This is a genomic window from Sphingomicrobium aestuariivivum (assembly GCF_024721585.1).
In the GTDB taxonomy this organism is placed as follows: Bacteria; Pseudomonadota; Alphaproteobacteria; order Sphingomonadales; family Sphingomonadaceae; genus Sphingomicrobium; species Sphingomicrobium aestuariivivum.
Genome location: NZ_CP102629.1, coordinates 1,851,999 through 1,874,363, shown reverse-complemented (window position 1 = coordinate 1,874,363; position 22,365 = coordinate 1,851,999). Strand labels below are relative to the sequence as shown.

Sequence of the window (22,365 nt, the reverse complement as noted above, 5' to 3'; positions counted from 1 at the left end):
CAGAGCAGCAGCCGCAACCCCAACCCTCGATGAACGTGCCCGCAAATCAGCGCTTCTTGAGCACCATGCGATAGATGCCGAGGATGATCAGCGCGCCGACGATCGCGGCGATGAAGCCCGCGCCCTCGCCTTCGTCATACCAGCCCACCGCCTTGCCGAGGAAACCGGCGAGCAGCGCGCCCGCGATCCCGAGGAGGATCGTTACGAAACAGCCGCCCGGGTCCTTGCCCGGCATGATGAGCTTGGCGATCGCGCCCGCAATGAGGCCGATGACGATCCACCAGAACCAGCTATATTCCTCGAGCATCGCCCGCTTCTCCCTGCTAATATGTAGCTACGCGAACAGGCCCTCTATCGGGCCTCGTTACGATAGAGTATCGTTTCGCGAGCACAAGCGTTCCGCCGTTGGTCGAAACAGGACGCCCGCCGGACGGAGCTTCCTACTTTTGCGATGCATGTGTGCTACTCCTATGATACGGCGGTTCGCATCGGAACGGTCGTGGGGACATTTTAGGGATATGACGATGAACCGTGAACTCGCCTTCGAAGGCAATATGGCGCTCGAGGACCGTTCGGCTGCCAAGCGCAAACGCCGGATTTTCCTGATCGGCGGCCTGATCGTGGCCGCCGTCCTGCTGGCGGCCTATTTCGCCTTCGGGCAGGGCGAGGAACAGGCGGCCACCGGCCCCCGCGCCGCCGGCGCCGCCAATGGCGGCCAGGCGCCCAGCGTCTCGGTCATCGTCCCCGGCACCACCGAGGTGGGCCGCACGATCATCGCTTCGGGCACGCTCGCCGCGCGCCGCGACCAGGCGGTCGGCGTCTCGGGCTCGGGCCGCGTCACCCGCGTCCTCGTCGAGGCCGGCGACTGGGTCCGCCAGGGCCAGCTCCTCGCCTCGATCGAACGCTCGGTGCAGTCGCAGACCGCGCAGCAGCAGCGCGCCCAGATCGCCGCCGCGCAGGCCGATGCCGACCTCGCCAAGGGCGAACTCGAACGCGCCCGCGCGCTCGAAGAACGCGGCTTCGTCTCGACCGCCGACATCGAACGAAAGCAGGCCGCCTATGACGCCGCCGTCGCCCGTGTCGCCGTCGCGCAGGCGCAGCTCAACCAGACCCGTGCCTCGATCGGCCTCCTCGACATCCGCGCCCCCACCTCGGGCCTTATCCTCGAGCGCAACATCGAGGTCGGTCAAGTCGTCAGCCCCGGCACCCCGCAGGCCTTCCGCATGGCCCGTGGCGGCGAGATGGAAATGCGCGCCCGCCTCAGCCAGGACGACCTTTCGGGTGTCAATGTCGGCATGCCCGCGCTGATCATTCCGACCGGCACCGACAAGCAGTTCGACGGCCGCGTCTGGCAGGTCGCCCCCGTGATCGACCCGGCCAGCCGCCAGGGTGAAGTGCGCATCGCCATTCCCTATGACCCGGCCATCCGCCCCGGCGGCTTTGCCGAGGCACGGATCGGCGCCGGCGCCACCACCGCCCCGCTCCTGCCGCAGTCGGCCGTGCTTGCCGACGCCAACGGCAATTACGTCTTCGTCGTCAACGCCGACAATGAGGTCGAGCGCCGCAACGTGACCGTCGCCTCGGTCGATGACCGCGGTGTCACCATCTCGGGCGGCATCGACGGTTCGGAACAGATCGTCAGCCGCGCCGGCTCCTTCCTCACCGAAGGCCGCAAGGTTTCGCCCGTCCGCGAATCCGCGCGCTAGGAGAAGAACAAGTGAACTTTCGCCGCATTTCCGAATGGAGCATCCGCAACCCGGTGCCGCCGATCGTGCTGTTCACCGTGCTGCTGCTCGCCGGTGTCATCAGCTTCCTGCGGATGGAGGTCACCAACAACCCCGACATCGACTTCCCCGCGGCGAACGTTACCATCATCCTGCCCTCGGCCGCCCCTGAGGAGATCGAGAACCAGATCACCCAGCGCGTCGAGGCCGCGGTGCGCGGCATCGAGGGGGTCGACGAGATCAACTCGAGCGTGAACGAGGGCTCGTCCAACACCTTCGTCCAGTTCGAGATCGGCACCGACACCGACCGCGCCGTCAACGACGTGCGCGATGCCATCAGCCAGGTCCGCGGCTCGCTGCCGCAGGGCATCCTCGAACCGCGCGTCAGCCGCGTCGACATCTCGGGCGACAGCCTCTCCTTCATCGCCGCGCGCACCACCGACATGACGCTCGAGGAACTGAGCTGGTACATCGACAATGACGTCAACCGGCAGCTCCTCGGCGTCGAGGGCATCGCCGAGGTCGAGCGCTATGGCGGCGTCGACCGCGAGATCCGCGTCATCCTGGACCCGCGCGCGCTGCAGGCGCAGGGACTGACCGCCGCTACCGTCAACAACCAGCTGCGCCAGCTCAACATCAATGCCGCCGGCGGGCGCACCGAGATCGCCGGCTCGCAGCAGTCGGTCCGCGTCCTCGGCAATGCCGAGACCGCCGCCCAGCTCGGCGAAACCCAGATCGCCACCGGCGGCGGGCGCACCGTGCGCCTGCGCGACATCGCCACCGTGCGCGATGCCTCGTCCGAACAGACCAGCTATGCGCGCATGAACGGCGAGGAAGTCGTCGTCTTCAACTTCAGCCGCGCCAAGGGCGCCTCCGACGTCACCGCCTATGACATGGGCTGGGAAGTGCTCGCCGAGATCGAGGAAAACGACCCGCGCATCGACTTCATCGAGATCTCGAACAACGTCGAATACACCAAGACCCAGTACAAGTCCTCGATGCAGGCGCTGATCGAGGGCGCGCTGCTCGCCGTGCTCGTGGTCTTCCTGTTCCTGCGCGACCTTCGCGCCACGATCATCGCCGCGGTCGCCATCCCGCTCTCGGCCATCCCCGCCTTCTTCTTCATGGACCTCATGTCCATCAACCTCAATTTCCTCAGTCTCCTCGCATTGGCGCTGGTAGCGGGGGTGCTGGTCGATGACGCGATCGTGGAGATCGAGAATATCGTGCGCCACATGCGCATGGGCAAATCGGCATGGCGCGCCAGCATCGATGCCGCCGACGAGATCGGCCTCGCCGTGCTCGCCACCACCGCGACCATCGTCGCCGTCTTCCTGCCCGTCGCGCTGATGCCCGGCATCTCGGGCCAGTTCTTCAAGAACTTCGGCTACACCGTCGTCCTCGCGGTCATCATGTCGCTCCTCGTGGCGCGCATGATCACCCCGCTCATGGCCGCCTACTTCCTCAAGGCCGGCGGCGAACAGGAACATGCCAACGGCCGCTTCATGCAGGCCTATATGAAGGTCCTGCGCTGGACCATCTCGTCCGAGAAGATGCGTGAAATCCGCGCCGGCCTCGTGGAGCCGCGTCCGGTCATGGCCGCCAAGGTCGTGCCCGCCGTCCTCGCCTTCGGCCTCGCTACCATGTCGGTGATGGGTCAGGCGTCGCAGGCCCCCGAGGGACAGGCGCCCGGCGCCTTCATGGCGATCATCAGCGGCACCGTTCAGTTCTTCGGCATCGTCGCCATCCTGAGCCTCCTGACCATCTTCATCGGCTGGATCTGGGGCAAGCTGCGCGGCTTCGAGAACAGTGCTTTCGCGGCTCGCTCTCAGTACCGCCTGCGCCGCATTGGCGCGCGCCTGCGCGATCATCGCATGGCGGCCGTCGCCGGTGGCGTCGCCACCATCCTCCTCACCGTCGTCCTGTTCGCCCAGCTGCCGATGCAGTTCAGTCCGCAGGAAGACCGCGACACCAGCTCGATCAACGTCGCGCTGCCGCCCGGCGCGACCATCGAGCAGACCGCCGCCATCACCGAGCGCGTGGCCGCCACGGTCGAGGATCATCCGCAGGTCGAGAATGTCTTCCAGCGCATCTTCACCACCCGCGCCTACATCAACGTGGTGTGGAAGAACGACCGACCGGCCGAAAGCTTCGTCTACGAGCGCGAAATCTCGCCCGAACTGGCCAAGATCCCCGACGCCCGCGTCAACTTCCAGTCGCAGGGTGGCGGCGGCCCCGGCGGGTCGGGCCAGGCGATCACCTTCTATCTCGGCTCCTCGGACCCCGAACTGCTCGAGAAGGCAGCCTATGACATCGCCGAGGAGATGAGCCAGCATCCGCAGCTCGTCGGCCCGCGCGTGGTCGGTGACGATATCCGTCCGGAAATCCAGATCACCCCGCGCTTCGACCTCGCGGCCGATCTCGGTGTCACCACCGCCTCGCTGTCGCAGACCATCCGCATCGCCACCATCGGCGAGGTGGAACAGAATAGCGCGAAATTCTCGCTCTCGGATCGCCAGATCCCGGTCAGCGTCTCGCTGTCCGAACAGGAGCGCGAGAATATCGACACGCTCCTGAACCTGCCGGTCCCGACCTCGAACGGTGGCTCGGTCCCGCTCAAATCGGTCGCCGACATCAGCTTCGGCGCCGGCCCGACCTCGATCCAGCGTACCGACCAGCAGCGCCGCATCGCCGTCGGCACCGACTTCTCGCCCGACCTCCAGCAGGGCGAGGCCTGGGCCATCGTCAACGGCCTCGAGAGCGTCCAGAACCTGCCGCGCGGCGTGCAGCGCCTCGAGCTGGGCGAGCAGAAGTGGCAGCAGGAACTCCTGTTCAACTTCGTCGTGGCGGTGGCGGCGGGCGTCATGCTCGTCTTCGCGGTCCTCGTGCTGCTCTACCGCCGCTTCCTCGCGCCGTTCGTGAACATGGGCTCGCTCCTGCTCGCGCCGCTGGGTGCCGCGGTGGCGCTCAACCTCGCCGGCATGCAGATCTCGCTGCCCGTCTTCATCGGTCTCCTGATGCTGCTCGGCATCGTCGCCAAGAACTCGATCCTCCTGGTCGATTTCGCGCTGGAGATGATGAACCACGGCATGGAGAAGGACGAGGCGATCGCGGAGGCGGGCCACAAGCGCGCGCAGCCGATCGTCATGACCACCGTCGCGATGGTCGCCGGCATGATCCCGATCGCGCTGTCGCTGCACGGTGACGGTTCGTGGCGCGCCCCGATGGGCGCCTCGGTGATCGGCGGCCTGATCTTCTCGACCGCGCTCACGCTGCTCCTCGTGCCGGCCTATTACAGCCTCGCCATCGACATGGAGAAGAAGCTCGCCCGCAAGTTCGGCGGCTTCGTCAACTCCAAGGACGAGGCCAAGCAGCTGCCCTATGGCGGCGAGCGTCCCCTGCCGCCGGGCAGCGACGGTCCCGCCCTTCCGGCAGCCGAGTAACGGCCGCGGGTGACTTTAAGCCGACAGATGCGTTAGGGCGGACATGGTGAGCGGCCCTGTCCCCCTTTCGCGTTTTTCTTCCGACCAGCCGGGTGCCGGCGGGATGAAGCGGCTCGCCACGGGCCTCCTGGTCCTGATGGCGGTGCTCTACTTCACCTCGCGCCAATTGGAGCCCGCCTATCCGTGGCTCGAATGGGTCGAGGCCTTTGCCGAGGCCGCGATGGTCGGCGCGCTCGCCGACTGGTTCGCCGTCACCGCGCTGTTCCGCCACCCGCTCGGCCTGCCGATCCCGCACACCGCGATCATCCCCAAGAACAAGGATCGCATCGGTACCGCGCTCAGCCGCTTCATCCGCGAGAATTTCCTCACCCCGCAGGTCATCGCGCGGCGCATGCGCCGGACCGACGTCGCGGGCGCCATTGGCCGCTTCCTCTCGCGCCCCTCGGGCGGCGAGACGCGGATGCGCAGCGGCGCCAGCCGGCTCATCGCCGATGCCTTCGAGGGCCTCGACGACGAACGCCTCGGCGGCATCGCCAAGGATGCGCTGAAGGCGCGTTTGAAGCGCATGAACATCTCGCCCGTGATCGGCCGCGCGCTCGCCGTCGCGATCAACGAGGACCGCCATTTGCCCGCGATGGAGAAAGCCATCGCCTATCTCGCCAATGCGCTCGACGACAACGAGCATATGATCCGCGACATGGTCTACAAGCGCACCAGCTGGCTGCTCCGGTTGGCCACGGTCGACGAGCGCATCGCCGACCAGCTCGTCGAGGGGCTACGCAAGCTCTTCCGCGACATGGAGGCCGACCCCGGCCATCCCGTTCGGGTCAAGATCGAACACCAGCTCGCCGACCTCGCCAACAATCTCCAGACCGACCCCGATCTCATGGCCAAGGTCGAGGAATGGAAGGTACGCGCGATCGAAAATTCATCGGTCGCCCTGTGGCTCGACGACCTGTGGCAGCGCTTCCGCACGGGGATCGTGAAGGGCGCCCACGATCCCGACAATGCGATGGCGGGCCAGCTCGGCGAGGTCCTCCAGTCGATCGGCTCGAGCCTCGAGAACGACATCCGCCTCAAGACCGCCATCAACCGCTTCACCCGCCGCACCGCGGTCGGCATGGCGGCCAGCTATGGCGACAATATCGTCACGCTGGTCTCCGACACGATCCGCTCGTGGGACACGACCACGGTGACCGAGCGCCTCGAGGGCGCGGTCGGGCGCGATCTCCAATATATCCGCATCAACGGCACGCTGGTCGGCGGCCTCGTCGGCACCGGCCTCCACGCGCTGGGCAAGTTCGGGATCTAGCCGCCCGAGCGTCGCTCGATCGTCGCGCCGACGCCCGCCAGCTTCTCCTCGAGCCGCTCGTAGCCGCGGTCGAGGTGGTAGACGCGAAGCACTTCGGTCTCGCCCTTGGCCGCAAGCCCCGCGAGCACGAGGCTCATCGAGGCGCGAAGGTCGGTCGCCATCACCTTGGCCCCCGTCAGCCCCTCGACGCCGCGCACGATGGCGCTGCGCCCGCGCGTCTCGATCTCCGCGCCCATGCGCCTGAGTTCGGGGACGTGCATGTACCGGTTCTCGAAGATCGTCTCTTCCATGTAGCTGTCGCCGTCGGCCAGCGTCATCATCGCCATGAACTGCGCCTGCATGTCGGTCGCAAACCCCGGATAGGGCGCGGTCGAGATGGCGAGGGGGCGGAGCTTGCCGGTGGCCGACACCTTGATGCCCTCGTCGGTGAATTCGGTGAGCAGGCCCGCGGCCGCCAGCGCATTGGTCGTCGCCAGCATGTCGGACGCACGCGCGCCGACCAGCTCGATCGAGCCGCCGGTGATGCCCGCCGCGCAGGCATAGCTGCCCGCCTCGATACGGTCGGGCATGACGGCATAGTCGGCGCCGTGTAGCGCCTCGACGCCGGTGATGCTGAGGTGCGAGGTGCCGATGCCATCGATCTTCGCGCCCATCGCGACGAGGCAGTTGCACAGGTCGACGATCTCGGGCTCGCGCGCGGCGTTCAAAAGGTGGGTGGTGCCGGTGCACAAGGTCGCCGCCATGACCGCATTCTCGGTCGCGCCGACCGAGACGACGGGGAAGGTATATTCGCCGCCCGGCAGCTTGCCGCCCGGCGCGATCGCCTTCACATAGCCCTCTGCCAGTTCGATCTCGGCACCCATGGCCTCGAGCGCACGCAAGTGCAGTTCGATCGGGCGGTCACCGATGGCGCAGCCGCCCGGCAGCGACACGGTGCTCTCGCCCATCCGCGCCAGCATCGGCCCGAGGACGAGGATCGAGGCGCGCATCTTGCGAACCAACTCGTAGGGCGCGACCGTCGAATCGATATGGCTGGCATCAAGCGTGATGGCGCGGTTGGTCCGGCCACCCTTCTTGCCGGCAAATGCCGTGCCAACACCCAGCTCGTTCATGAGATGCGAGAAGCTGTCGACGTCCGCGAGGCGCGGCAGGTTCGACAGCGTCAGCTTCTCCTCGGTGAGGAGCGCGCAGGGGATGAGGGTGAGCACGGCGTTCTTCGCGCCCGAAATGGGGATCTTCCCCTCGAGCCGCTTGCCGCCTTCGATCCAGATAGAGTCCATGCTCCCCGCCATAAAGACCATGGCGGGGAAGACAAGGGCGTGGCTATCGGAGCCGCGGCAGCAATTGCTCGGACAACAGCCGGTCGGTGATGGCGTGCGGCTGGCGCGTGTTGAAGTTGGTAGTCGTCACGACGATGACCGCTTCGCGATCGGGCACCACCAGCACGCGGTTTCCGCCCGAACCGTTCATGGCATAGGTCGCCACCTGCTCGCCCTCGATCTCGAGGGTGGGGAGCCAGGTCAGATAGCCATAGTCGAAGCCCGGCATGACCTGCGCCTTTGGCGTTACCATCGCCTCGACATAGTCGGCGGGAAGGATACGCCGGCCATCGACCTCGCCCTTGCCAAGCAGGAGCCGCCCCAGTTGCAACAGGTCGCGGCTGCGATAGCCGGCCCCGCCGCCCCCTTGCGCGAAACCGAGCGGGGCGAACTGCCATTCGGGCTCGGCAATGCCGAGCGGCTCGTGCAGTGTGCGGCGGGCAAAAGCGGGCAGCCCCTCGCCGGTCGCGCGCTCGAGCATCGCCCCCATCAGGCTGACCCCCGCCGTGCAATAGGAAAAGGCGCGGCCATAGGGGCGATCCTCGGGCTTGGCCTCCCACGCCGGGAAACCGCGCACCGGCAGGTCGAGCATGAAGCCGACCCAATCCTCGAGGAGATACATCTTCTCCTCATTGCCGCGCGAATAGGGGTTCTCGTCATTGCACTCGAGCAGGCTCGACATGGTGAGGAAATCCTCGATCGGTGCGGCATCCTTGCGCGGATCGGGATGGCGGCCGGGGCCGCGGTCGGCGAAGAAGGGAAAGAGCGGCTGCTCGACCCCCGACAGATGTCCCTCCGCGATGGCCGCGCCGACCAGCATCGCCGTCACGGTCTTGGTCACCGAGCGCGTGTTGCGACGGGTCTCGGCATCGCCGTCATAATAGGCTTCGTGCAGCAGCTTGCCGTTTTGCCAGACGATGAGGCTGGTGATCTGTTCGAAGTCGCCCGCTTCGATAGCGGTATCGACCGCTGCAAAGTCCTGGGCGGCGGCAGGGGCACCGAGGGTGAGCGTGGCAGCAACGGCTGCGGCGAAAAACGGGTTGGTCATCGACAGTCTCCTTTTCGAGCTGTGTTATCCAACCAATACGCTCAGGTCTTGAACATTTGCAACATCAGGAAAATTGGCGTTGCAACCGGCGCGGGGTGGTGCCGGTAAAGCGACGCAGCGAACGTGTCAGGTGCGCCTGGTCGGAGAAGCCGCACTCATGCGCGATCTCGCCGAGCGAGCGATCCTTCCCCAGGAGGGCCATCGCCCGGCGAACACGAAAGAGCGTGAGGCTGCGAGCCGGAGCCTCGCCCGTTTCGCGCCGCCAGACACGGGCGAAGTGCACCGGGTGGACGGCGCAGTCATGCGCCGCCTGCCGGACGTCACCGCCGGGCATCTCGGCGGCCGCCTCCAGCGCGCGGTGGGCGCGATCGAACCATGCGGGGCGGCGGGTGGCGTCATGGCGGGTCTCGATCGATGCCACCAGTTCGAGCGCTTGCGCTTCGACCTGCAAGGGCGCATCGGCCTCCCACTCGAGCGCGGGTCCCACCATGGCCATCAATCGCGCAGCCCCGCCTGCCCTGTCGAGCACCCCGGGGTCTCCCCCTCTGTCGATCAACTCCAGCGGCAGGTCGAGCGCGAGAAAGCGTCCGCCCGTCTCGAAGAACCGGTCGCGGTGGATCGTGCCGGGAGGGTTGTAGACGGCAAAACCCGCGGCGGCGGGGTCATCGCGCATGGCGCGGCTCTGGTAGCCGCCATCGATGGCGAGGACGCAATGCGCTTCCTCATGGCCATGCTCGGGAAGATCGTCGGGGGCCACGGTGGCCCGGCTCAGGGTCAGGCCGATCCCGCCGGCCATGCGGCGCCTAACCGCGCTCCCGAAATACCCCCCCGGGTCGCGTCGCGTCAGGCTTTCTCGAGCGTGCACTGCAGCGGATGCTGGTTGTCGCGGGCGAAGTCCATCACTTGGCTGACCTTGGTCTCGGCGACCTCGTAAGGAAAGACGCCGCACACGGCGACGCCCTGCTGGTGGACCTGCAGCATGACTCGGGTGGCATCGTCGATGCCCATGTTGAAATAGCGCTGGAGCACGAGCACGACGAATTCCATCGGCGTGTAATCGTCGTTGAGCATCAGCACCTTGTAATTGGACGGCTTCTTGGTCTTGGGACGCGTGGCAGTGGCGACGCCGGTCTCGCCTTCGGCGTCGTCGACATCATTCTGTCCGGAAAAGATCGTCTTCAGGTCACTCATGCGGGGTCTCATATGGCAAGGCGCGAACGCGTCGCAACCGCCAAGGGTCCGAAAATCAAAACAAAAGGGGGCCGCCGTCCCGGCATGGGATGGCGGCCCCCTCTCGCGTCGTCCGGCAACGCGAGGCCGTTAGGCCATCAGCGACTTGACCTTCTCGACGTTAAGGCTGGCGCGGTTCGAAACCGGCTGCATCGCGTCGCCCGCAAGCTTGACCATCTTTTCGGTCAGCTTGGAGCCTTCGGCGACCATCAGGTCGAACTGCGACTTCGCCAGTTCCGACTGGATCGCCATATATTCCTGCGGGTTCTTGGCTTCGGCAAGGCGACGCAGGTTGTCCGAAGCGGCTTCGAACTGGGTGCGGCCGTCTTCGATCAGCTCGGTGCCGATTTCCTTGGCGCCCGAGGCAGCGATCTTCGAGCTTTCGATCATCGCTTCGACATTGGCCTTGGCGAGCTCGGTCAGTTCTTCCGAACCGGCACGGGTCTTGGCGACCCACTCTTCGCCCTGCTGGCCGGCCTTGGCCATCAGTTCCTCGACCTTGTCGGCGCTGGGAACGTCGTAACCGCCGAACCACTTGCTCATGTCAAAATTGGTCATCGCTTTTTCCTTTCTGGCGGCGGGCTTGGGCGCGGGCTTTGCAGCCGGCTTGCGCGCCGCCGGTTTCTTCGCGGTGGCGACCTTTTTCGTCGCCTTCCGGTTGATCTTCTTCACGGCGGCCTTGACCGGCTTGACCGGTTCCGCCGCCTTCTTCTCTTCGTTCTTCACCGGCTCGGGAGCGGGATTGGCCGCTTCCTTGGCCGCTTCCACCTTCACGGGCGCGGCCTTGGGCGCCTCCGCCTTGTCCGCCTGCCCGGCCTTCGCCGGCTGCGGCTTCTTCGCGTCACCCTTTGCCATCACGCCCACCTTCCTCGCTGATGTTGCATTGCAATATATATTGCATCGCAGCATGGATCAAGCGTTTTTGTTGCGCTGCACAAACAGCGGTCGCGAGCCGGCCTCACCTCGTCGCACGGCTTGACGCACGCGCCCCAGTTTCGCATGGCGCCAAGATGGAACTGGCGATGAAAAACCGGCGCGGCCTGCTGATCGTGCTTTCGAGCCCCTCGGGGGCAGGCAAGTCCTCGATCAGCCGCCAGCTGATGGCCGACGACAGCAACATCACCATGTCGATCTCGGCCACCACCCGCGCGCCCCGCCCGGGCGAGGTCGACGGCAAGCATTATCACTTCGTCACTGACGAAGAGTTCGACCGCATGGTCGACGAAGACGAGTTCGCCGAATGGGCTTACGTCTTCGATCACCGCTACGGCAGCCCCAAGGAGCCGATCAAGGAAGCGCTCCGCCAGGGCAAGGACATCCTGTTCGACATCGACTGGCAGGGCACGCAGGCCCTCGTCTACGCCTTCGGTCACGAACTGGTACCGATCTTCATCCTGCCGCCCTCGATGGAGGAGTTGGAGAAGCGGCTGCGCGGGCGCAACACGGACAGCGACGCCGTGATCGAGGGCCGGATGCACCGCGCCGAGCGCGAGATCGGCCACTGGTTCAGCTATGACTATGTGCTGGTCAACGACGACTTCACCCAGTGCCTCGACGAGGTGAAGAAGATCATCGAGGCCGAGCGGTTGAAAAAGATCCGCCGCCCCGACCTGCCGCAATTCGTTCGCAAGCTGGTCGAACGCCCCAACGACTAGGGCCGGCGCTCAGCCTTCCAGCATTTGCAGGAACCGCGCGCCGGTGAGGAAATCCTCGCGCTTGGCAGCGGCGGCCTTTTCGCCTTCCTCGTCCGTGCCCCATTGCTCGGCCTGGTGGCGGCGGTCGCAGTCGGTCGCATCCCACGCCTTTTCCGCCTCGAGAGCGCCATGGCGCACGGCCAGCGCGGTCACGAGCGAGCCGCCGTTACGGATCATCGGCGACAGGGCGGCGAGGACGAACGCATCCTCGGCATGCACTGCCGCCTTCAGCCGCTCGAGCGTGGCGGGCGGCTGGTCGACATGCATGATGCCGCTCGTCTTCTCGAAGGAGACGTCATAGCGCGCCGCCGCCCAGTCGAGCAGCGGGTCCCATTGGGCCGCCTGCAGGTCGACGAGGCTGGTCGGATAGTCGGCGCGATAGCAGCACAATTCGCCCTCGGCATATTTGCCCAGTTCGGCCGCGAACGCCTCCGTCGCGACCGCGACACGGTCGATCGCCGCATTGGCGAGGCCCGTCATCGGCATGGCGCGCGGGTCGATCTTCTCCTCGACGGCGCGCCACTCCTCCGCGATCGCCTCCGCCAGCGTCTCGGTCGGCACCACGAGGTCGCCGCGCGCGGGCGTCTTCAGCACCCGCTCGTCGAGCCGCACGGTCCAGCCGCCGTCGGCCTCTTCGACGCTGACATCCTTCCAGAAGCGCTTCACCGGTCCTTTTCCTCCCAGACCTTCTTCAACATCTTCGGCCCGAAGATGAGGTCGGCGGCGCCCGAGAGGGCGAGGATCGCACCGATGATCGGATATTCGTCCCCGAACGGGTTCTTCAGCGCCACCATGATCCCGCCGAACAGGAAAATGAGGCCCGACAGGCGCACCAGCGCGAACGCCTCGAAACGCTTCTTCCACTGCAGGTCTTCATCGTCGGTCGGGGTCATCTAGAGCATCCTCGGTGCATCGGCCTTCACGTGCCACGCGCCCGCGCGCCACGCCTCGGACAGCGTCAGGACATCGGGCGCGCGCCCCGCAATGGCATGGGCGCCCGCCTCGGTCAGTTCCTCATGTTCGTGATAGCCCCACATCACGCCGATCGCGCCGACGCTGGCGTTGCGCGCCATGCGCATGTCGTGCGCGGTATCGCCGATCATGACCGTGTCGCGCGGCTCGGCGCCGGCATCGCGCAACGCCTGATGGATCATCGAGGGATCGGGCTTGGAGGGGTGGTGGTCGGCGGTCTGGAGGCTGATGAACGTGCCCGTCCAGTCATGCTGCTCGATGATATGCTGGAGCCCGCGCATCGATTTGCCGGTCGCCACCGCGAGCAGCCAGCCTTCATTCTCGAAGGCCCTGAGGAGGTCATCGATCCCCTCATAGGGATCCTCTGCCGCCGCACCCGAAGCGCGCAGGTCGACGAAGGCCTGCTTGTAGGTTTCGGCCAGCGCATGATGATCGGCATCGGGCACCAGCGCGCGCATCGCCTCGACGAGGCTGAGACCGATGACCTTCTGCGCTTCCTTTCGCGGCGGGCAGCAGTGACCATGATGCCTGAGCGCGGTGTCGAGCGCGTCATGGATGGTCGCGCCCGAATCCACCAGCGTGCCGTCGCAATCGAAGATCGCGAGCTTCACGCTCACCGCCCGCGCCCCTTGGGCGGACCGCGCCGCGCGGGCTTATCCCCGCTAGGCTTGCCACCGGGACGACCACCGGGCTTCCCAGGCCCCTTGCCCCCACCAGGCTTGCCGCCGGGACGACCACCGGGCTTGCCGCGCACCGGCTTGCCGCCCTTCTTCGGACCCGCCTTGCCGGCTGCCCCGCGCGCCTTTCGGTCGGGGCGGCCCTGCTTGCGATACTCCTTCACGATATTCTTCTTGCGCCGGATCTTGGCCTCGAGGCTCATCCCGGGATCGGGGGTCGACAGCGGCAGATTGTCCCCGTCGCGCGCCTCGAAGCCGAGGCTCTCGAGGCTCTCGGCAAAGTGATGCGGCAGTTCGGCGGTGCGGTCGATGACCTTGCCCTTGGGCGCGCCGATCTTCAGCCGCCGCGCATGGAGATGCAGCTTGCGGCTGATCCCGCCGGTCAACATCGCGTCGGCGCCGCCATATTTGGCATCGCCGACGATGGGGTGCCCGACCGCCGCCATATGTGCGCGCAGCTGGTGCGTGCGCCCCGTCAGCGGCTGCAGTTCGACAAAGGCCGCGCGGCTGCCCGCACGGTCGATGACGCGGATCTTGGTCTTGGCCGGCGCGCCTTCCTCCATGTCGACATGCATCTTCTCGCCGCCGGTGCCCGGCTGCTTGGCGAGCGGCAGGTCGATGATGCCGTCGGACACCTCGGGCACGCCGGTGACGATCGCCCAATAGACCTTGCGCGCCGAGCGGTTCTGGAAGGCCGCCGAGAAATGCGCCGCCGCACGCGGCCCGCGCGCCACTAGGATGGCACCGGACGTATCCTTGTCCAAGCGGTGCACGAGCTTGGGCTTGCCCATGCCGTCCTGGTCGAGCCCGTTCAAGAGCCGGTCGAGATGCTGCTTTGTCTTGGTCCCGCCCTGCGTGGCGAGGCCCGGCGGCTTGTTGAGGAGGAAGGCATCGACCGTCTTGAGGATCACCATGTCCTCGACCTGGTCGATCTCCTCGTCGGTCAGCTCGACCTTGGGTTTTTCGCGCGGCGCGGGTGCCTCGTCGCTGTCGGGGGGAACGCGGATCTGCATGCCGGTGGCGATGCGGTCGCCCGGCGTGGTGCGCCCGCCATCGAGGCGCAGCTGTCCGGTCCGCGCCCATTTGGCGATGGTGCCGAAGCTCACATCGGGCAGGTGGCGCTTGAACCAGCGGTCGAGACGGATGCCGTCATCCTCGTCCTCGACAGTAAAATTTCGTACGTCGTCGCTCATAATCCGCGCCCTTAGCCGTGCTGCGCCCAATAGTCGAAGGCTTCCTGCTGGAGCCGGTCGATCACCTCGCGGGCCTTGGGCCCTTCCCAAGGCCCCGCATAGTCGCCCTTCTGCGGCCCGATCCACCAGCCCTGCCCCGGCAGGCCGTCGGAGGCGCGTACCACCAGCACCGCCAGTTCGGGCTCGCCCTTCGCCCGCGCCTGCGCATCCACCTCGCCCAGCGTGCTGCACAGGGCACGCATCTTGGGCCGCGTGAAGCGATAGCCGAGATGGGCGAGCATCTCCGAATAGGTCAGCGCCGTGCCAGCGCTCGCCGCACCGACGAGATGCGCGCGCACTTCATCGGGATCGTGGAGCGGATCGGTCATGGCGACCAATCTAGGGTTGATCGGCGGTCGGCACCAGTTCGAACACATCCATCACCCCGCCCGAGCGGGGATAGGGGATGGCGAGGCGCCAGCGAAACGGGCCGACCCGTTCCCACACACCCGCCATGTCGCGGCTCGTCTCTTCGCCATAGGCCAAGGGCTCGCGCTCGTTGCCCAGCGCCAGGCTGCCCAGGAAGATATAACGCCGCTCGGCCTCGAACAGCCGCCCCGCTGGACGCTGCGAGCCGGTCTGCTTGACGATAGTGAAGCGGTCTTCCTCGATCTCGACGTAACAGAAGAAGGCCGGGTAGGCGATGAAAGCGGGGTCGCCCGCCTCCGCCGCGCCGAGCTTGACCAGCCGGCAGCGATAACTCCCCGGCGTCGGATCGGGCCGCTGGAGCCCGCCCTGCGGGTCGAGCAGCGCGCCTTCCTCCTCGACCGCCGTGACGAAGCCCGCCTCGCGCACGGTCGCCAGCCCCTCGGCCCAGGCCGCGTCTATACGCCCGATCCGCGCGACATCCTCGGCGCTGGCATAGCGCTGCCATTCGAGCTCGAGGTCGGCGGGAACCTCCTCCGAGGGCACCACGACGGCGCCGACCGGCTCTGGCGGGAGCGCGGCACAGCCCGCCAGCGGCAGCAAAGCCACCGCGCCAGCAAGCTTCAAGGAGATGCCCCTCACCATGCCCGACAAACGCCGTCCTCCCCTTCGGGTTGCGCGAAAGCGTTGACTTTCCCGCCACGGGACAGCAGCGGCAGCGGCGATGTCCGAGGCCTCCACCACCCGCGCCGGCTATGCCTATGCGCTGACCGCCTTCACCCTGTGGGGGCTGATCCCCTTGTTCTTCAAGGCGCTGATCCCCGTCGAATCGCTCGACATCGTCGCCCATCGCGTCCTTTGGGCAGTGCCGCCGCTGGCGCTGCTCCTGTGGGCGCGCGGGCGCCTCGGCGAGGTCGCCGCCGCACTGCGCAACCCCAGGGTGCGCTGGACGCTGCTCCTCACCGCGGGGCTCATCGCGGTAAACTGGCTGGTCTATATCCTCGGCGTGAATTCGGGCCACGTGCTCGCCACCAGCCTCGGCTATTATCTCAACCCGCTGATCAACGTGCTGATCGGCCGCTTCCTCCTCCACGAGACGTTGACGCGGCTGCAGTGGGGCGCGCTCGGGCTCGCCGCCGTCGGCATCGCCATCCTCGCCGCGGGATCGAGCTTCACCGACCTGTGGATCACGCTCACGCTGGCCTTCAGCTTCGGCTTCTACGGCTATTTCCGCAAGAAGGTGGACGTCGGCGCCGCGCCGGGCCTCCTCCTCGAGACGCTCATCCTCGCGCCGCTCACCATCCTGTGGCTGTGGGGCCTGCGCGACATGTCCGACCCCCTGTGGGGCCCGAGCGACTGGCACACCGGCCTCCTCCTCGTCTCGGGCGCCGTAACGGCCGTGCCGCTCCTCCTTTTCACCGAGGGCGCGCGCCGCCTGCCCTATTCGACGCTCGGTATCCTCCAGTTCCTCGCCCCGACCATGCAGTTCCTGATGGGCGTCTTCCTGTTCGGCGAAGCCTTCACCACGGGGCGCGGCTTGGCCTTCGCCTTCATCTGGAGCGCCATCACCCTCTATGTCATCGCGCTGGTGCGCGAGGCGCGGCGCAAGCGACCGTCTTAGCCTTGCAATACAGCAGGGAAATCCCTAGATTGAGCCCATGCTAAACATCGTCTCGATCCTCATCGGCATCATCTCGATCCCGCTGCTCATCATCGGCCAGATCCCCTTTCTCGGCTGGACCAACATCCTGTGGCTGATGGTGCCCGTGATCGGCGTCGTCCTCGGCGCATTGTCGTCGAGCAACCACGGGCGCAACTTCAACGCCGTGATCGTGGTCCTGATGCTCGCGCGCCTCGTCCTCCTTGGCGGGATCTAGTCGCCTAGCGCTGGCGCAGGACGATATTGGCTTCCTCGCTATTGGCGACGACCACATCGACCTTGCCGTCCCCGTTCATGTCGCCGAGCGCAAGGCCGTAGCTGTCGCCCTCGAGCCCCGGCAACTCATGGGCGGTGAGCACCCCCGCGCCATCGTTGAGCAGTAGCGCATTGGCACCCTCGCCGCCCGCGACGAGATCCATGTCGCCATCGCCGTCGACATCGCCCGCGACCAGCGCTTGTACCTGCCCCGAGGGGACGCTCGTGCTGCCCGTGGCCGCAAACGTGCCGCCCTCGTTGCGATAGAAGGTCAGCGCTCCCTCGGTCGAGGCGAGCACGACGTCTTTGAGCCCGTCGCCATCCATGTCGGCCACGGCGAGCTTGCGATGATCGCCCGCCGAGCCGGCAAGCGCCACCTTGCGCCAACCATCAGCGCCCTCGTTCAGGAGAACGATGCTCTCGTCCCCGTCGCGCCGCGCGAAGGCGAGGTCCATGTCGCCGTCACCGTCGAGATCGCCCGCATCGACAGATGTCGACCTCCCGTCGGGCAGTAACGTCGGCGGGGCAAAGAGAAAGGCTTCGCTGCCGCGGTACAGGAGGTCGGCATGGCCGCGCCGCGCGATCACGAGGTCGAGCCGCCCATCGCCGTCGAGATCTTCTAGAAGCGCGCCGCGCGCGCTCCCCCCGCTCTCCGCCACTTCGCCGACGAGGCTCATCCGCCCCTTCCCGTCATTCTCGAACATCAGCACCGGCAGGCTGTCGCGCACCGCCACCGCGTCCATGTCGCCATCGCCATCGAGGTCGCCGGGCAGCAGCGCATAGCTCGCCGCCAGCGTCTCGCCGACCGGCACGGCCTCGAGAAGCCGCGACTTGCCATCGTTGAGATAGACGAAATCGGGCTGCGCCCAGTGCCGCCCGTTGGCGAGCAGCACGTCGAGATCGCCGTCGCCATCCATGTCGGCGAGCGCGACATTGGCGCTATAGCGCGCTTCCATGTCGAACATGGTGAAGGGGCTCGCCGAGAATTCGGGCGCAGCTTGTAGGGCCGCCGCCGCGACCATCGTGATGAACATGAAATTCCCCCTTTAACGCGTCTTCACATAGCGCCCCGGCGCATCCTCGATTGCTTTCAGCTTGCCCTTGCCCGGCACGCGCGCGCCCTTGGCCTCGACCTCGCCGCCGTCGATGCCGCGCAGCCACCCGATCCAGTCGGGCCACCAGCTGCCCTCATGCGTCTCCGCTTTCTCGCGGAAGGCGGCGAGGTCATGGGCCGGCACGCCGTCCTTCAGCACCGCATAATGATATTTGCCCGCCGACGGCGGGTTCACGACCCCCGCGATGTGCCCCGAGCCCGCCAGCACGAAGCGCACCGGCCCTTTCACATGCTCGGTAATCTTCCACACGCTGGCGGGCGGCGCGATATGGTCCTGCTCGCCCGCCTGCACGTAGAGCGGGGTCTCGATCATGGTGAGATCGATCGGATGCCCGTCGACGCTGATCGCACCCGGCTCGACCAGCAGGTTGTCGCGATAGAGACGCTTCAGATAGTCGATGTGCCAGTTGGCCGGCAGGTTGGTCACATCGCCGTTCCAGTGCAGGAGGTCGAACGGCCGCGGGTCCTTGCCCATCAGGTAGTTGTTGACGACATAATTCCACACGAGGTCGCGCCCGCGAAGCACGTTGAAGGTCGCCGCCAGCACGCGCCCGTCGGTGATCCCCGTCTCCCCCGCCAGCTGCTCGAGCGTGGTGAAGGTCTCGTCGTTGACGAACATCTTCAAATCGCCCGCATCCTCGAAATCGACCTGCGCGGTGAACAGGGTGGCGCTCTCCACCATGTCCGTCTCGCCCTTGGCCGCGAGCAGCGCCAGCGTCATCGACAGCACCGTGCCCGCCACGCAATAGCCGATGGTGTGGACGCTCTTTACGCCCAAGAGGTCGCGCACCGTGTCGATCACCTCCACCTGCGCGGTGACATAATCGTCCATGCCGGCATCGGCGACCGTTTCGTCGGCGGACTTCCAGCTCACCATGAACAGGCTCACGCCCTGGTCGACCGCCCATTTGACGAAGCTCTTCTCGGGGGTGAGGTCGAGGATATAGAAACGGTTGATCCACGGCGGGAAGATGACGAGCGGCGTCTCCAGAACCTTCTCGGTCGTCGGCGCATAATGGATGAGCTGGAAGAGATCGGTCTCGTAGATCACCTTGCCCGGCGTCGTGGCGAGGTTTTCGCCCAGCTCGAAAGCCCCCTCGGGGCTCTGCGTCAGCTGGCCCGCGGCAAGGTCGGCAAAGAAGTTGCTCATGCCCTTCGCAAGACTGTCGCCCCCCGTCTCGGAGGCGCGCGCCAGGACCTCGGGATTGGTCAGCGCGAAATTGGCGGGGCTCATCGCATCGACCATTTCCTTGGTCGCAAAGCGCAGCTTCTCGCGGTCGGCCTCCTCCAGCCCCTCGACCTGGTCGACCGTGCCGAGCATCTGCGCGCTCCACGCCAGATAGGCCTGTTTCATCGAGGCGAACAGCGGATTGTCCGACCATTCGGGCGCGGCGAAGCGGCGGTCGCGGGCGTGGCCTGCCGCCTCCATCTGCCCCATCATTTTCGTCCACGCCTCGAGCCCCTGCGCCCAGGCCTCCGCGCCCGCGCTGGCAAGCTCCATCGCATCGGCCGGACCGGTCTTGCCGACCCCGAGCCCCGGCGCCTTGGTCGCATGGCTGAAGCTGTCGGCCCAGGCGTCCATCCACATCTTCTGGGTGCGCGCCATCACCGCCGCCCAATCCTCGCCCGATCTGCCCTCGCCCGACTTGTCCGCCATCGCCCGCACCTCCGGTTCGAAACTTTCGACAGGACAAGCCATAGGCTTTCGGTTACGCGATGGGAACGATGCAGAGTCTCGATCTTCCGCCCCTGCCGATCGGTCCAGGCCCGCTGGTCTGGCTCGACTTCGTCGGCATCGCCGTGTTCGCCGTGTCGGGCGCCCTGCTCGCGGCCAAGAAACAGCAGACGCTCGTCACCTTCTTCTTCTTCGCGCTGGTCACGGGCGTTGGCGGCGGCACATTGCGCGACCTCCTGATCGGTGCGCCCGTTTTCTGGGTCCGGCACAACGAGACGCTGATCGTCATCATCATCGCCACGCTGGCCGCCTGGTTCATCAAGAGCCTGCGCAATTCGGAGCGCCCGCTCTTGTGGTTCGACGCCCTCGGGCTCGCCGCTTATTCGGTCTATGGTGCCTCGAAAGCGCTGCGCTACGGCGTCGCCCCGCTGCCCGCGGTTGTCATGGGCATCATGACCGCCTGCGTCGGCGGCATCATCCGCGACGTGCTCGCGGGCGAGCCCTCGATCCTGATGCGCCCCGAGCTCTATGTCACCGCGGCAGCCTTTTCCTCGGGGCTGTTCGTGCTGCTCGTCAGCGCGGGTGTGCCGCTGCTCCTCGCCGCCGTCGTGGCCGGTCTTCTCGGCTTCAGCTTGCGGGGTGCGGCCATTTCGCGCGGCCTCAGCCTGCCGGCCTACAAGGACTAGGCGCGCCCCTCATTTTCCCGATTGCGGCACTGCATCATTGGGCGCAATGATCACGTCCATGTCCGAATATTATCGCATCGAGCGCCTGCCGCCCTACGTCTTTGCCGAAGTAAACAGGATGAAGGCCAAGGCGCGCGCCGCGGGCGTGGATATCGTCGACCTCGGCATGGGCAATCCCGACGGGGCGCCGCCGCAACATGTCATCGACAAGCTGTGCGAGGTGGCGCGCAAGCCCGACGCGCACCGCTATTCGGCCAGCGCGGGGATCAAGGGGCTGCGCAAGGCCCAGGCCGACTATTACGCCCGCCGCTTCGGGGTCAGCCTCGATCCCGACAGCGAGGTCTGCGTGACCTTGGGCTCGAAGGAGGGTTTCGCCAATCTCGCGCAGGCGATCACCGCGCCCGGCGATGTGGTCCTCACCCCCAACCCGAGCTACCCGATCCATCATTTCGGCTTCATCATTGCGGGCGCCGCGATCCGCTCCATTCCCGCCGCGCCCGGCCCCGACTTCTTCGACAAGCTCGAAAAGGCGATGCGCTATTCGGTGCCGCGTCCCAAGGTGCTGGTGATCGGCTATCCGTCCAACCCCACCGCGCAGGTCGTCGGGCTCGACTTTTACGCCGGCATCGTCGCCTTCGCCAAGGAGGCCGGCCTCAAGGTCATCTCCGACCTTGCCTATGCCGAAATCTATTATGGCGACACGCCCACCCCCTCGATCCTCCAGATCGACGGCGCCAAGGACCTCGCGGTCGAGTTCACCTCCATGTCCAAGACCTATTCGATGGCGGGCTGGCGCATGGGCTTCGCGGTCGGCAACCCCGACATGATCGCCGCGCTAAAGCGGGTGAAGAGCTATCTCGACTATGGCGCCTTCACGCCCATCCAGGCCGCCGCGGTCGCCGCGCTCAACGGCCCGCAGGACATCGTCGAACAGAACCGGCAGCTCTATAGGAAACGCCGCGACGTGATGGTCGAGAGCTTCGCCCGCGCCGGCTGGGACATCCCCGTGCCGGAGGCCAGCATGTTCGCCTGGGCCCCCATTCCCGAACGCTTCCGCGGCATGGGCAGCCTCGGCTTTGCCAAGCATGCGATGGAGGTTGCCCATGTCGCCGTGGCACCGGGCATCGGCTTCGGCGAGGAAGGCGAAGGCTATGTGCGCCTCGCCCTCGTCGAGAACGAACAGCGCCTCCGCCAGGCCGCGCGCGGCATCAAGAAAATGATGGAAGATTAACGACTTCGTTATCGACGAACGGTTGCGAATCTCGCGCCCGACCGTTAGTCGGCGCCCGAATTGCAGCGCCGACTTGCCCTATGTTGGTGCCGACCATCGCTTATCGGGACGTCTCATGACCGCCATTCGCTTTCTCGCGCTTGCCCTGCCGCTCGGCCTCGCCGCCTGTGCCTCGACCCCCGCGCCCGAACCCGCGCCCGTCGTGATTGCCGCGCCCGAACCCGAGCCCTTCGTCATGCCCGAAGGCTATCGCTGGAGCCACGGCCACGGCCCCGCGGGCCACGAGGCGATGGTCGAGACCTTCGGCGTGACCGAAATCGCGGCCAACGAGTTCGTCTGGGCCGACACCCTCCCCGCCGAGGGCGAGCCGCGCGTCATCGTCGATCTCAAGACGCAGATGACCTACGCCTACAAGGGCGACACGCTGGTCGGTGCCGCCTCGGTGTCGACCGGCAAGGAAGGCAAGGAGACCCAGCTCGGTTTCTGGCCGATCCTCGCCAAGCACCGCGACTATCGGAGCCGCAAGTATAACAATGCGCCCATGCCCTTCTTCCAGCGAATGGACAATTTCGGCATCGGCCTGCACGGCGGGCACAACCCCGGCCATGCCGCGAGCCACGGCTGCATCCGCCTGCCCGTCCCCTTCGCCGAGAAGCTGTTCGCGCTGACCGAGATCGGCACCGAGGTCGTCGTCGAGGGCTGACCGGCAGGGCTATTCCGCAGCCCC

Annotated in this window: 23 protein-coding genes; 9 read left to right on the top strand and 14 right to left on the bottom strand. The window is 66.6% G+C overall.

What is annotated here, in order from left to right; all coding sequences use genetic code 11:
• Positions 1-46: 46 nt before the first annotated feature.
• Positions 47-307 carry a GlsB/YeaQ/YmgE family stress response membrane protein gene (locus NUW81_RS09680; RefSeq protein ID WP_245112773.1) on the bottom strand — a complete coding sequence of 87 codons (261 nt, stop codon included), beginning with the start codon at positions 305-307 and terminating at the stop codon, positions 47-49.
• Positions 308-524: 217 nt separating this feature from the next.
• On the opposite strand from NUW81_RS09680, the gene NUW81_RS09675 reads away from it, so the two are divergent.
• The 3 genes from NUW81_RS09675 to NUW81_RS09665 all read left to right on the top strand — a co-directional run bounded on the left by NUW81_RS09675 (position 525) and on the right by NUW81_RS09665 (position 6,479).
• Positions 525-1,706, top strand: a complete 1,182-nt coding sequence (locus NUW81_RS09675; RefSeq protein ID WP_245112771.1) for an efflux RND transporter periplasmic adaptor subunit — start codon at positions 525-527, stop codon at positions 1,704-1,706.
• Between the two features lie 11 nt (positions 1,707-1,717).
• Positions 1,718-5,167 (top strand): efflux RND transporter permease subunit, encoded by a 3,450-nt coding sequence (locus tag NUW81_RS09670; protein ID WP_245112770.1) that lies wholly within the window; start codon positions 1,718-1,720, stop codon positions 5,165-5,167.
• A 103-nt stretch (positions 5,168-5,270) separates the two neighbouring features.
• Positions 5,271-6,479: a DUF445 domain-containing protein gene (locus NUW81_RS09665; protein WP_245112769.1), complete on the top strand. Its 1,209-nt coding sequence runs from the start codon at positions 5,271-5,273 to the stop codon at positions 6,477-6,479.
• On the opposite strand, the gene murA is transcribed toward NUW81_RS09665, so the two are convergent.
• The 5 genes from murA to NUW81_RS09640 all read right to left on the bottom strand — a co-directional run bounded on the left by murA (position 6,476) and on the right by NUW81_RS09640 (position 10,931).
• Positions 6,476-7,759, bottom strand: a complete 1,284-nt coding sequence (gene murA, locus NUW81_RS09660) for a UDP-N-acetylglucosamine 1-carboxyvinyltransferase (protein ID WP_245112768.1) — start codon at positions 7,757-7,759, stop codon at positions 6,476-6,478. The genes NUW81_RS09665 and murA overlap by 4 nt on opposite strands.
• A 43-nt stretch (positions 7,760-7,802) precedes the next feature.
• Positions 7,803-8,846 (bottom strand): serine hydrolase domain-containing protein, encoded by a 1,044-nt coding sequence (locus NUW81_RS09655; RefSeq protein ID WP_245112767.1) that lies wholly within the window; start codon positions 8,844-8,846, stop codon positions 7,803-7,805.
• A 64-nt stretch (positions 8,847-8,910) separates the two neighbouring features.
• A complete protein-coding gene (locus tag NUW81_RS09650) occupies positions 8,911-9,642 on the bottom strand; it encodes a helix-turn-helix domain-containing protein (protein ID WP_245112766.1) in 732 nt (243 codons plus the stop codon).
• A 47-nt stretch (positions 9,643-9,689) separates the two neighbouring features.
• On the bottom strand, positions 9,690-10,037 hold the full coding sequence (gene clpS / locus NUW81_RS09645) for an ATP-dependent Clp protease adapter ClpS (RefSeq protein ID WP_245112765.1): 348 nt from the start codon (positions 10,035-10,037) through the stop codon (positions 9,690-9,692).
• 129 nt (positions 10,038-10,166) lie between these two features.
• Positions 10,167-10,931: a TIGR01841 family phasin gene (locus NUW81_RS09640; RefSeq protein WP_245112764.1), complete on the bottom strand. Its 765-nt coding sequence runs from the start codon at positions 10,929-10,931 to the stop codon at positions 10,167-10,169.
• Positions 10,932-11,086: 155 nt separating this feature from the next.
• Between NUW81_RS09640 and gmk the strand changes: the two genes are divergently transcribed.
• Complete coding sequence (gene gmk / locus NUW81_RS09635) at positions 11,087-11,731, top strand: guanylate kinase (protein ID WP_245112762.1); 645 nt, start codon at positions 11,087-11,089, stop codon at positions 11,729-11,731.
• Positions 11,732-11,740: 9 nt separating this feature from the next.
• Here gmk and NUW81_RS09630 read toward each other — a convergent pair whose 3' ends face one another.
• From NUW81_RS09630 to NUW81_RS09605, 6 genes are read right to left on the bottom strand one after another with little or no spacing between them, the layout of a single operon-like run.
• Positions 11,741-12,436, bottom strand: a complete 696-nt coding sequence (locus NUW81_RS09630; protein ID WP_245112760.1) for an ATP12 family chaperone protein — start codon at positions 12,434-12,436, stop codon at positions 11,741-11,743.
• Positions 12,433-12,663, bottom strand: a complete 231-nt coding sequence (locus NUW81_RS09625) for a hypothetical protein (protein WP_245112757.1) — start codon at positions 12,661-12,663, stop codon at positions 12,433-12,435. Before NUW81_RS09625 ends, NUW81_RS09630 begins: the two co-directional genes overlap by 4 nt.
• The gene (locus tag NUW81_RS09620; protein WP_245112754.1) at positions 12,664-13,359 is read right to left on the bottom strand and encodes an HAD-IA family hydrolase; all 696 of its coding nucleotides are present in this window, start codon (positions 13,357-13,359) and stop codon (positions 12,664-12,666) included. It lies immediately after the preceding gene.
• Entirely contained in the window at positions 13,356-14,612 is a 1,257-nt protein-coding gene (locus NUW81_RS09615; RefSeq protein WP_245112751.1) for an RluA family pseudouridine synthase, read from the bottom strand. Before NUW81_RS09615 ends, NUW81_RS09620 begins: the two co-directional genes overlap by 4 nt.
• A gap of 11 nt (positions 14,613-14,623) precedes the next feature.
• Positions 14,624-14,980 (bottom strand): ribose-phosphate pyrophosphokinase, encoded by a 357-nt coding sequence (locus tag NUW81_RS09610; protein WP_245112749.1) that lies wholly within the window; start codon positions 14,978-14,980, stop codon positions 14,624-14,626.
• A gap of 10 nt (positions 14,981-14,990) precedes the next feature.
• On the bottom strand, positions 14,991-15,644 hold the full coding sequence (locus NUW81_RS09605) for a DUF4893 domain-containing protein (RefSeq protein ID WP_245112746.1): 654 nt from the start codon (positions 15,642-15,644) through the stop codon (positions 14,991-14,993).
• A gap of 97 nt (positions 15,645-15,741) precedes the next feature.
• On the opposite strand from NUW81_RS09605, the gene rarD reads away from it, so the two are divergent.
• Together rarD and NUW81_RS09595 are read left to right on the top strand one after the other, a co-directional pair.
• Positions 15,742-16,638 carry an EamA family transporter RarD gene (gene rarD / locus NUW81_RS09600; protein WP_245112743.1) on the top strand — a complete coding sequence of 299 codons (897 nt, stop codon included), beginning with the start codon at positions 15,742-15,744 and terminating at the stop codon, positions 16,636-16,638.
• Positions 16,639-16,675: 37 nt separating this feature from the next.
• On the top strand, positions 16,676-16,894 hold the full coding sequence (locus NUW81_RS09595; RefSeq protein ID WP_245112741.1) for a hypothetical protein: 219 nt from the start codon (positions 16,676-16,678) through the stop codon (positions 16,892-16,894).
• A gap of 4 nt (positions 16,895-16,898) precedes the next feature.
• Here the strand turns inward: NUW81_RS09595 and NUW81_RS09590 are convergent, their stop codons facing one another.
• Together NUW81_RS09590 and NUW81_RS09585 are read right to left on the bottom strand one after the other, a co-directional pair.
• On the bottom strand, positions 16,899-17,966 hold the full coding sequence (locus NUW81_RS09590; protein WP_245112738.1) for an FG-GAP repeat domain-containing protein: 1,068 nt from the start codon (positions 17,964-17,966) through the stop codon (positions 16,899-16,901).
• A 12-nt stretch (positions 17,967-17,978) separates the two neighbouring features.
• Positions 17,979-19,703: a PHA/PHB synthase family protein gene (locus NUW81_RS09585; protein ID WP_260508493.1), complete on the bottom strand. Its 1,725-nt coding sequence runs from the start codon at positions 19,701-19,703 to the stop codon at positions 17,979-17,981.
• Positions 19,704-19,771: 68 nt separating this feature from the next.
• Here NUW81_RS09585 and NUW81_RS09580 point away from each other — a divergent pair, with 68 nt between their 5' ends.
• The 3 genes from NUW81_RS09580 to NUW81_RS09570 all read left to right on the top strand — a co-directional run bounded on the left by NUW81_RS09580 (position 19,772) and on the right by NUW81_RS09570 (position 22,341).
• Complete coding sequence (locus tag NUW81_RS09580) at positions 19,772-20,407, top strand: trimeric intracellular cation channel family protein (protein ID WP_245113780.1); 636 nt, start codon at positions 19,772-19,774, stop codon at positions 20,405-20,407.
• A 58-nt stretch (positions 20,408-20,465) separates the two neighbouring features.
• On the top strand, positions 20,466-21,638 hold the full coding sequence (locus NUW81_RS09575; protein WP_245113778.1) for an LL-diaminopimelate aminotransferase: 1,173 nt from the start codon (positions 20,466-20,468) through the stop codon (positions 21,636-21,638).
• Between the two features lie 115 nt (positions 21,639-21,753).
• Positions 21,754-22,341, top strand: coding sequence for a L,D-transpeptidase family protein (locus tag NUW81_RS09570; RefSeq protein WP_245112732.1), 588 nt, complete (start codon positions 21,754-21,756; stop codon positions 22,339-22,341).
• The last annotated feature ends 24 nt before the right edge of the window (positions 22,342-22,365 follow it).

What these genes read in the sequence shown, in the direction of transcription:
- NUW81_RS09610 (WP_245112749.1), bottom strand. Translation starts at nt 14,980, where the DNA reads ATGACCGATCCGCTCCACGATCCCGATGAAGTGCGCGCGCATCTCGTC.
- NUW81_RS09580 (WP_245113780.1), top strand. Translation starts at nt 19,772, where the DNA reads ATGCAGAGTCTCGATCTTCCGCCCCTGCCGATCGGTCCAGGCCCGCTG.
- NUW81_RS09615 (WP_245112751.1), bottom strand. Translation starts at nt 14,612, where the DNA reads ATGAGCGACGACGTACGAAATTTTACTGTCGAGGACGAGGATGACGGC.
- NUW81_RS09585 (WP_260508493.1), bottom strand. Translation starts at nt 19,703, where the DNA reads ATGGCGGACAAGTCGGGCGAGGGCAGATCGGGCGAGGATTGGGCGGCG.
- NUW81_RS09640 (WP_245112764.1), bottom strand. Translation starts at nt 10,931, where the DNA reads ATGGCAAAGGGTGACGCGAAGAAGCCGCAGCCGGCGAAGGCCGGGCAG.
- NUW81_RS09575 (WP_245113778.1), top strand. Translation starts at nt 20,466, where the DNA reads ATGTCCGAATATTATCGCATCGAGCGCCTGCCGCCCTACGTCTTTGCC.
- NUW81_RS09570 (WP_245112732.1), top strand. Translation starts at nt 21,754, where the DNA reads ATGACCGCCATTCGCTTTCTCGCGCTTGCCCTGCCGCTCGGCCTCGCC.
- gmk (WP_245112762.1), top strand. Translation starts at nt 11,087, where the DNA reads ATGGAACTGGCGATGAAAAACCGGCGCGGCCTGCTGATCGTGCTTTCG.
- NUW81_RS09625 (WP_245112757.1), bottom strand. Translation starts at nt 12,663, where the DNA reads ATGACCCCGACCGACGATGAAGACCTGCAGTGGAAGAAGCGTTTCGAG.
- murA (WP_245112768.1), bottom strand. Translation starts at nt 7,759, where the DNA reads ATGGACTCTATCTGGATCGAAGGCGGCAAGCGGCTCGAGGGGAAGATC.
- NUW81_RS09650 (WP_245112766.1), bottom strand. Translation starts at nt 9,642, where the DNA reads ATGGCCGGCGGGATCGGCCTGACCCTGAGCCGGGCCACCGTGGCCCCC.
- NUW81_RS09680 (WP_245112773.1), bottom strand. Translation starts at nt 307, where the DNA reads ATGCTCGAGGAATATAGCTGGTTCTGGTGGATCGTCATCGGCCTCATT.
- NUW81_RS09595 (WP_245112741.1), top strand. Translation starts at nt 16,676, where the DNA reads ATGCTAAACATCGTCTCGATCCTCATCGGCATCATCTCGATCCCGCTG.
- NUW81_RS09675 (WP_245112771.1), top strand. Translation starts at nt 525, where the DNA reads ATGAACCGTGAACTCGCCTTCGAAGGCAATATGGCGCTCGAGGACCGT.
- NUW81_RS09665 (WP_245112769.1), top strand. Translation starts at nt 5,271, where the DNA reads ATGAAGCGGCTCGCCACGGGCCTCCTGGTCCTGATGGCGGTGCTCTAC.
- NUW81_RS09655 (WP_245112767.1), bottom strand. Translation starts at nt 8,846, where the DNA reads ATGACCAACCCGTTTTTCGCCGCAGCCGTTGCTGCCACGCTCACCCTC.
- clpS (WP_245112765.1), bottom strand. Translation starts at nt 10,037, where the DNA reads ATGAGTGACCTGAAGACGATCTTTTCCGGACAGAATGATGTCGACGAC.
- NUW81_RS09590 (WP_245112738.1), bottom strand. Translation starts at nt 17,966, where the DNA reads ATGTTCATCACGATGGTCGCGGCGGCGGCCCTACAAGCTGCGCCCGAA.
- rarD (WP_245112743.1), top strand. Translation starts at nt 15,742, where the DNA reads ATGTCCGAGGCCTCCACCACCCGCGCCGGCTATGCCTATGCGCTGACC.